This window comes from uncultured Campylobacter sp., assembly GCF_938045535.1.
Taxonomy (GTDB): domain Bacteria; phylum Campylobacterota; class Campylobacteria; order Campylobacterales; family Campylobacteraceae; genus Campylobacter_B.
In genome coordinates, this window is sequence record NZ_CALIMQ010000297.1 from 1 (window position 1) to 3,463 (window position 3,463).

Genomic DNA, 3,463 nt, shown 5'->3' on the forward strand with positions numbered 1-3,463 from the left:
CTTTTATAAGAAGATCAAATACTCCTTTGAAAATAGAATAAATCAAATTTTGAACTCTTAATACATTTTAATACTCTGCGCCTTCGGCGCAGAGTAAATTTGCTCTGCTCAGCGCTGAATTTTACAATATAAATCTCGCTCGCGAAACGATACGGCGCAAAATCTTGCTTTACGGATTTTGGAATTTCAAATTTTAAAGCCTGCGAGCTTTTGGCTAGCACAGAAAAGAGTTGCAGGCTTCGCGGCATCTTGAAATTTAATCATTTTAAAATTTATGCCGCGCGGCTAGTCTAAATTTCTCTCGGCGGCGGTTTGCGCGGCGCGCTAAATTTTAAACTCGCGCGCGCATTTTATCCGCGCCCTAGTCTAAATTTAAAATTTCAAATCCGCAGCGAAATTTCACGCCTTAAACCAAAGCGGCTCCACGGCGAAATTTAGCGAGCGCGCCTTAATAAATTCCGCCGAAGCTCGGTGAAGCTCCACACGAAATTTCAGGGCATGACGGCAAAGCGTCGCGGCTAGCGATGAGTACGGCGCGACGGCAAGGATAAATCTTAACGCCCTAAGTGCGAGCAAATTTAAAGCGCAATCTCAAAGAGGCATGCGCGAAATTTTATCCCTAGCAGCGGGCTAAATTTCATGACTAGCGCGCCCGCACCTTATCAAATTTAAAATTTTAAATCCGCAGCGAAATTTCACGACACCACGGCAAAACGTAGCGGACCGGCGATGAGTACGGCGCGACCGCGCCCTTTCGCCGCTATCAGCACTTGACGTTTTTTGCCTTGCTATCTTGCATCGCGCGGAAAAATTCCGCCCTGCTTAGCGGGACTTCGTCAGGATGGGCGCTTCTGAAATGGCGCAGGTAGCCCTCGTAATCGCCGAGCCCGATGAGCGGCGCAAGCGCGGCATCCGCGCGCGCCAAAAGCCTCGCCACAGCCTTCGGGGCTGCGAGCGGATTAAATTTAAGCTTTTTCATAAACGCCCCTATCTACGTACTCGCTTTCTGCCAGTTTGAAATACCCCTCGCTCGCGCCGCCCTTTGAAATTTTAAGGCACATTCGGATCGTCTGGGTTATGACGACGATCGTGACGACGACGAAAAGAGCGCATAGCACGGCGTCGATGACGTTATTTCTGATGATAGCCTGCGCCTTTTCTATCGCGGCAGGATCGCTTAGGCTAGCGAGCTTGGCGGCGGTGTTTTGCGCTATAGCCACGTGGCTTACCGCGTCGTGCACGCGCTCGCCGTTAGCCGGCATCAGCTTTAAGATCGCCGCATAAAGCGTGGTTATAAGCACCCAAATCGCAGGAGCGATCGTGACGAAGGCGTATTTTTGCTTGCCCATTTTAAAAAGCACCACCGTCGCAAGCAGCAGCGCGATGCCAGCGAGCATCTGATTGGACGCGCCGAAAAGCGGCCACAGCGTGTAAATTCCGCCCATAGGATCGGTAACGCCGCTGTAGAGCAGATAGCCCCAGCCCGCCACGCAGATCAGCGTCGCGATGATGCCGTAGAGGGAATTTTTAGTATCGGAAAACGGCTTATAGACGTTGCCTAAAATTTCTTGCACCATAAAGCGCCCCGTGCGCGTGCCCGCATCGACCGCGGTCAGAATAAACAGCGCCTCAAACAAAATTGCGAAATGGTACCAAAACGCCATCAGCTCCTTGCCGCCGATGATCTGATGCAGCAGCATCGTTAGCCCCATCGCAAAGGTAGGAGCGCCGCCCGTGCGGCTCATCATCGTGGTTTCGCCGACGTTTGAAGCCAAGGCGCCGATCTGCTCGGGCGTAATGCTAAATCCGATAGAATTTATATATGCCGCGGCGCTTACCGCGTCTTTGCCCAGCACCGCGGCTGGCGAGTTGATAGCGAAGTATTCGCCCGGGCTTAGAATGCACGCAGCCACAAGCGCCATTACGCCCACAAGGCTCTCCATAAGCATCGAGCCATAGCCGATGAAAAGAGCGTGGGTTTCGCGCTCGAGCATCTTAGGCGTCGTGCCGCTGGAGATCAGCGCGTGAAAGCCAGAAATCGCGCCGCACGCGATCGTGATAAATAAAAACGGAAATATCGGGCCTGCAAAAACGGGACCCGTGCCGTCGATAAATTTCGTCGTAGCGGGCATTTTAAGCTCGGGCGCGATAAAGATTATCGCAACCGCCATGCCGATGATGACGCCGAGTTTAAGGAAGGTGCTTAGATAATCGCGCGGCGCAAGCAGCAGCCACACGGGCAAAATCGCCGCGATAAAGCCGTAGCCGATCGTAAGAAGCGCGAGCGTCTCGCCCTTTAGCGAAAAGACGTCGTGCCAGTACGGATCGATCGAGACGTAATGCCCGCCCCAAAGCGCAAGCATCAGCAAAACAAAGCCGATGATCGATGCCTCACTGACCTTGCCCGGGCGCAAGAACCTCATGTAAATTCCCATAAATATGGCGATCGGTATCGTCATCGCGATCGTAAAAAGCCCCCACGGCGAGTTCGCGAGCGCTTTTACGACGACCATCGCCAAGATCGCCACGATGATCAGCATGATGAAAAAAATCCCGATCATCGCGATGCCGCCGGTGAGCCTACCCATCTCATCTTTGATCATCTCGCCGAGGCTCTTGCCGCCGCGGCGCGTGGATAGCACGAGCACGATGAAATCATGCACCGCACCCGCGAGCACGACGCCTACCAAAAGCCAAATAGTGCCGGGCAGATAGCCCATCTGTGCGGCCACTACCGGGCCTACGAGCGGTCCGGCGCCTGCGATAGCGGCGAAATGGTGGCCGAAAAGGACGTATTTGTTCGTAGGGACGTAATCGCGTCCGTCGTTTCTGATCACTGCAGGAGTTGCGCGACGATCGTCCAGCTTAAAGACGCGATACGCGATAAAGCGCCCGTAGAAAGTGTATCCGATCAGATAGATGCACGCGCTGGCCACTACGAGCCAGACGGCACTGATACTCTCGCCCTTATTTAGCGCAAGTACGCCGAAACACCACGCCCCTATGACGGCGACCGCCGCCCAAAGGATCTTTTGCCAAAATTTCATGCTCACTCCTTAAAACTTAGCGAGCGGCTTCGGCGCAGTTTGCCGTTTAATAAAACGGCTTGCGCCTTTAAAGCGGGACTCGCTAAATAAAATTTAGTGCGTATTTTATCGGCGTTTTTATAATTTAAAGCTGAATCGCGAAATTAAAAAGAGCTCTTTCGGCGTTTAAATTTAGCGCCTAAATTTTGAATTTTAAATTTAAATAGACGGCTTGGAGACGCGCGAAATTTTAATATCTAATCGCCCCAAATTTAACTCCGCAGCTCTTAGCCGTTACGGAATTTATCGCGGTTTAAGAAACCAAGCGATAAAATCCCATGATAACGATTTTAATTTCTTAATAAAAATCGCGAATACTTTTAGGAGGAAATTTATGCCGGATCAGGTGTGCGGCTACGTACTTTTTCGCGCTGATA

The 3,463-nt window shown here is 51.7% G+C and carries 2 protein-coding genes; both read right to left on the bottom strand.

The window, feature by feature from the left end:
- Positions 1 to 763: 763 nt before the first annotated feature.
- Complete coding sequence (gene kcuS, locus Q0095_RS09210; protein ID WP_297883234.1) at positions 764 to 979, bottom strand: KCU-star family selenoprotein; 216 nt, start codon at positions 977 to 979, stop codon at positions 764 to 766.
- A complete protein-coding gene (locus tag Q0095_RS09215; protein ID WP_297883235.1) occupies positions 966 to 3,047 on the bottom strand; it encodes a carbon starvation CstA family protein in 2,082 nt (693 codons plus the stop codon). Before Q0095_RS09215 ends, kcuS begins: the two co-directional genes overlap by 14 nt.
- Between the last annotated feature and the right edge of the window lie 416 nt (positions 3,048 to 3,463).